Origin of the sequence: Leptotrichia trevisanii DSM 22070, from assembly GCF_000482505.1 — a bacterium.
GTDB lineage: Bacteria > Fusobacteriota > Fusobacteriia > Fusobacteriales > Leptotrichiaceae > Leptotrichia > Leptotrichia trevisanii.
Genome location: NZ_AXVL01000067.1, coordinates 1 through 4,413, shown reverse-complemented (window position 1 = coordinate 4,413; position 4,413 = coordinate 1). Strand labels below are relative to the sequence as shown.

8 protein-coding genes are annotated in these 4,413 nt (G+C 29.8%); all 8 read right to left on the bottom strand.

The genetic code is table 11. The annotated features are described in order from the left end of the window. Window positions 1-112: 112 nt before the first annotated feature. The 8 genes from K324_RS0109305 to K324_RS15830 are packed head-to-tail and all read right to left on the bottom strand — an operon-like array spanning window position 113 to window position 4,330. Window positions 113-1,234: a tyrosine-type recombinase/integrase gene (locus tag K324_RS0109305; RefSeq protein ID WP_026748896.1), complete on the bottom strand. Its 1,122-nt coding sequence runs from the start codon at window positions 1,232-1,234 to the stop codon at window positions 113-115. Between the two features lies 1 nt (window position 1,235). After that, window positions 1,236-1,415 (bottom strand): helix-turn-helix domain-containing protein, encoded by a 180-nt coding sequence (locus K324_RS0109300; RefSeq protein WP_026748895.1) that lies wholly within the window; start codon window positions 1,413-1,415, stop codon window positions 1,236-1,238. Window positions 1,416-1,441: 26 nt separating this feature from the next. Next, complete coding sequence (locus tag K324_RS0109295; RefSeq protein ID WP_026748894.1) at window positions 1,442-1,627, bottom strand: hypothetical protein; 186 nt, start codon at window positions 1,625-1,627, stop codon at window positions 1,442-1,444. Continuing rightward, entirely contained in the window at window positions 1,624-1,785 is a 162-nt protein-coding gene (locus K324_RS16075; protein ID WP_169720578.1) for a hypothetical protein, read from the bottom strand. Before K324_RS16075 ends, K324_RS0109295 begins: the two co-directional genes overlap by 4 nt. A 50-nt stretch (window positions 1,786-1,835) precedes the next feature. Continuing rightward, entirely contained in the window at window positions 1,836-2,561 is a 726-nt protein-coding gene (gene bet / locus K324_RS0109285; RefSeq protein WP_026748893.1) for a phage recombination protein Bet, read from the bottom strand. Window positions 2,562-2,573: 12 nt separating this feature from the next. Then, window positions 2,574-3,494 carry a DUF1351 domain-containing protein gene (locus K324_RS0109280; RefSeq protein WP_026748892.1) on the bottom strand — a complete coding sequence of 307 codons (921 nt, stop codon included), beginning with the start codon at window positions 3,492-3,494 and terminating at the stop codon, window positions 2,574-2,576. A 9-nt stretch (window positions 3,495-3,503) separates the two neighbouring features. Next, a complete protein-coding gene (locus tag K324_RS14745) occupies window positions 3,504-4,151 on the bottom strand; it encodes a YqaJ viral recombinase family nuclease (protein ID WP_051354437.1) in 648 nt (215 codons plus the stop codon). After that, window positions 4,133-4,330: a hypothetical protein gene (locus tag K324_RS15830; RefSeq protein WP_156906987.1), complete on the bottom strand. Its 198-nt coding sequence runs from the start codon at window positions 4,328-4,330 to the stop codon at window positions 4,133-4,135. Before K324_RS15830 ends, K324_RS14745 begins: the two co-directional genes overlap by 19 nt. Window positions 4,331-4,413 lie beyond the last annotated feature (83 nt).

The following is a 4,413-nucleotide window of genomic DNA, read 5'->3' as shown; positions in this document are numbered from 1 at the left end:
TAATATTTTTGTAAAATATAATACTTGTTTAAGAAAAAGCAGTAAAATTAACTTTCAAAAATTCTTTTTTTGATTTTTTCCCTTAAATAGCCCTTTTTTTAAAAATTAAGGGCTATTTTTTTGTAAAAAAATTTATATTAGTTCCTAATTGTTTTCTTTGCTCCACCGAAATATGTGTGTAAATATTTAGGGTTGTTTTCAAATCTTTATGCCCCATTCTTAATTGAATACTTTTGGGATCATAACCAGCTTCTACCAAAAAAGTTGCGTGAGTATGTCTTAAAGAATGAGTAGGACTGGTGATATCAACTTTTCGTTTGATTAATTCGGAAAAATAAGCTGAGCAACCTTGTTTTTCTAATGATCCGTCACTTCTCGAAAATACGAATCCATCATCTTTAAAATAATTTTTAAATTCATTCTTGTTGTTGTTGTAAATTTCTAATTTTTCTTTAAATATTTCCATCGTTTCACTATTCACATAAATATCTCTGATACTATGTTTATTTTTAGGAATTTTATTCAAGTGTGCTAGTCCACTATTATCATAATACAATGATTTTTTTATTGAGATTTTACTATTTTTAAAATCAACATCTTTCCATTCTAAAGCCATTATTTCTCCTATTCTAGCCCCTGTATTTAATAAAATAATAAATAAGTGATAGTATCTTTTATTTTTATGATTAAAAAGAAACTCTTTAATTTTTTTTAGCTCTTCTAACGTAAATGCCCTATTCGGAACACTTATTTTCCCTTTTACTGTTATATCTTCTAATGGGTTTTCATTAAGAATTTTCATAGTTTTTATAGCATACTTGAATGCACGGTTTAAAAACATCTTTATATTTCTGATATAATTTTGTACATAATCTTTTTTTGATATTTTATTAAATTCTTGTTGCATTATATAAGTATTTGTTTTATTCAAGGGAATGTTATTGAAATTTCTCTTAACGAATCTTAAATAACCTTTATTAGTTTTCAAAGAGTTTCCGTTCCAGTTCACTGAATATTCCTCAACAAACCTATCTAAAAAATCAAACAAACACATTTTACTGTTTACTCTTAAATATTTTCCTTCGTGTTCCAATTCAAATTTCATTAAAGCACGTTCAGCTTCTTTTTCAGTTTTTCCGCCTACACGTTCAATTTGCTTGCGTTCTCCTGATTCTAACGTCACATAAGTTCTAAAATAGTATTTGTTGTTTTTGAATCTAATGTTTTTAGCCATTTTAACCACCTGTGTTTTCTTTTACTAGATTTAATATTGATTCCCCTGTGATTCTGTACCCTTTTCCTAATTTAAATGCTTTTAATTTTCCCTCTTTAATAAGTTTTCTTACTGAATCTTCATTTATTTTAAAATACCTTGCCGTTTCATCGACAAGATATATTTCATTTTCTAAAATCATATTTTTATCACCTTTTACTTTACAATTTATATTTCCGTCATATCAAAATAATTCGATATAACGCAATCTTTCAATATGTGTTTAGCAGTCTCTTCAAAAGTTGGACTGCTAAAACTTTCTTCTTGTATTTCTTCTCTGTCGATATACACTTTTGTTATAAATCTTATTTCATTCTCAATTTTTATTTTGTAAATTTCGGCGTGTTTTATCATTCCGATTTTCCCTTTCCTGTTATAGATATTTCTTGTTCGAATATGCTTTCTTCGTCTCCTAGTTTCATTAAGTCTTCTTCTACATCCACCCCTAAAACTTTGCAGATGTGTTTATATATATCTAAATTATCGGTTTCAATTTTTAGCACATATTTCATTTTAATCCTCCTGTTTTGTTTAAAAGCACCCTCAATTAATCCTTGCTTTTTTAAAACGGATCTCCGCTATCATCATTTTCTTCAACAATTTCAGCGTCATCAATATCGCTTTTATCATAAGTTTCATTTTCATCTACTTGAATCGGTGTATTATCTAATTCGCTTTCATTCACACCCATTTCTTCTGCTTCATACATTCCGCTTAATTCTTCAATAAACGCTTCACGTAATGCTTGTACAATAGCTACTTTTGTTATCATTGTAACTGGACGATTTTCCCAGTTTGTGTTAGGCGTTCCGTCCTTTTTCTTTTGTATGTATTCGTCAAAATTAACTTCTTTTGTAATCGGATATTTCCAATCTTTTCTGTAAACTGTACACCAAGCCCCAACTAACTCCTCTTTATTTTTTCTAAGTATAGAGCCTTCACGTTTTATTAATTCCCCGGTTTCTTTATTTTCTACATATATCCCTACTTCTTTACCGTCGTATTTTGGATTTTGTATTGCCCTTTTTTCGACAGCATCTTTTGCCACTATAATTGCAGCTGGTTGGTTTCCATATTTTATTAAATATGCGTCCCTTATATAAGGATTAAGTCCTCTTGCTTTACAAAGTTTCATAAAGTACATTATTTCAGATTCTGTAACATTTGGATTATCTCCCGATAAATATCTTTTAACAAGATTTATACTTAGTTGCACATTATCATTTCCTACTTTAAAATTCATTACCTTATCATCATTTTTGTGTTTTTCATTTCCTAGTCTTCCCATTTTTATATCCTCCTAAATTTGTTTGCTTTCTATTTTTATATATTCCAATCCGTAACTATCCACCAATTTTTTAAAGTCTTTCAGAAATTGGCTTGGAGCTTTTGGAAATCTTAACGTAATATCGTAATACTTACCGTTTACGACTGTTTTCCTAGTTTTTTCGACTTCATTGTTTTGTTGTTGTGCAGCCCTAATTGCTTCTTCTTTTTCTCGTTCTTTTTTTGCTTCAAGTTCAGCCAATTCTCTTTGTTTTTCTTCTTCGGCTTTCTGTCTTAAATTTTCCTCAGTTTTTTTAGTTTCGTTTCTCTTTTTCTCGATCTCCTTAACTATTTCTGAATATTCTGAGTTCATTAAAAATTGTACAGCTTCAAAAACTATTTTAAATTCAATTCCCTTATTAGCTTTTTCTAATTCGTTTTCGATAAACTGCTTCTTGTTTACCAAATTTTCTAGTTGCTCGGATAATTCAGATTCTATTTTATTTATAGTAAAAGTTTTATTTTTCCATTTCGGATTCTGCACAACGAACTGTTTTAAATTTTCATTTGTTACGAACATTCCGTTAATTTTTTTCTGTATTTCTTTTTGTTTTTCTTCCCGTTGTTTTTCTTCAAATTCATCAATCTGTGTTTTGATGTTATTTAACAATGTTTTTACTTCTTTTTCCGAATCTTTTAATTTTTGAATAAAAGCGTTAATATCTTTTAGTCCTTCTTCCTGAACTCTTTTTCTAAATTCAGCAAGATTTTTTTCAAGTTTATTTAATTTTGTTCTTTCTGTTGCGGCTTCTTTTAAGCTATCCTCTGTTACAATCCAATTTTTGTAATGCTCTGTAACATTTGACATATATGTATCCAGCTGTTCAATATTACTTTCAACTTGTGCTGGAGTAATTTTTTTAATTACCAATTCCAATGTTTGTGTTTCACTCATCTTATCCTCCTATACTGCTAATTTTATTGTCAACGGCGGTTTAATGTCATTGACTATGAAACTGTTAAATTCAATTTCTTTTTGCTTTATCAACTCAATATCTTCTTCGTCACGTTCAATGAAATATTGCTTAATTTCGTGTTTATTATCTGCAAAAGCTAATTTTATATCAGCATACAATATCGCATATTTCCATCCAGTTACATACAGATAATGCTGGATTTGCAGATAATACTCAATTGGAATATCGTTTTGCCATTTATCTTTGTAAATTTGATATGAATGGCACGTTGCCGTCTTAATTTCCAGAACTCCCATTTCTCCTATTTCATTTTTTAGTGTTCCGTCAAGATTGGCACTCATAAAACTGAATTTAAGGCTCTCAAGCGTTTTTTCAAGTTTACTCACAGTATAACCGGGGTTATTGATTTTGAAGTGTTCTATAAGTAGATTTTCACTCAATTTGCCACGTTGTATTGCCTCGTTGTTGCTTAAATCTTCCTGTTTACGTCTACCTGTTTTTTCTTCCCATAAAGTTACGGGATTTTTGTATTCATTATAACCCATTATGACACTCACATCGCTTCCTCCAATGTGCTTTCGCCTTATGCTGTGCCATTCATCTTCATTCTTATAACTTATTTCTTTGTATTCCATAATCCTCCTTTAAAATCCTTAATTATTCTAGGACACCACCACATCAGCATAGCCACCAAAAACGGAAATACCACATTGCCTCCTGCTATCCAATGCCCTTTAACTCTAATTACTTCAATCTGAATCCAAATTGATGTCAGTATCAAAATCATCCATTTCATCATATCCTTTGTTGTCATCAATGCTATTTTCCTCCATTTCCTTAATTTCTTCTTGATCCATTTCAGCTTCAAGCTGTTCTCTTATTGTCATTATTCCTCCT

Bases quoted from the DNA above. Each gene is read 5' to 3' on its own strand.
- K324_RS0109305 (WP_026748896.1), bottom strand. From the start codon at position 1,234: ATGGCTAAAAACATTAGATTCAAAAACAACAAATACTATTTTAGAACT.
- K324_RS0109300 (WP_026748895.1), bottom strand. From the start codon at position 1,415: ATGATTTTAGAAAATGAAATATATCTTGTCGATGAAACGGCAAGGTAT.
- K324_RS0109295 (WP_026748894.1), bottom strand. From the start codon at position 1,627: ATGATAAAACACGCCGAAATTTACAAAATAAAAATTGAGAATGAAATA.
- K324_RS16075 (WP_169720578.1), bottom strand. From the start codon at position 1,785: ATGAAATATGTGCTAAAAATTGAAACCGATAATTTAGATATATATAAA.
- bet (WP_026748893.1), bottom strand. From the start codon at position 2,561: ATGGGAAGACTAGGAAATGAAAAACACAAAAATGATGATAAGGTAATG.
- K324_RS0109280 (WP_026748892.1), bottom strand. From the start codon at position 3,494: ATGAGTGAAACACAAACATTGGAATTGGTAATTAAAAAAATTACTCCA.
- K324_RS14745 (WP_051354437.1), bottom strand. From the start codon at position 4,151: ATGGAATACAAAGAAATAAGTTATAAGAATGAAGATGAATGGCACAGC.
- K324_RS15830 (WP_156906987.1), bottom strand. From the start codon at position 4,330: ATGACAACAAAGGATATGATGAAATGGATGATTTTGATACTGACATCA.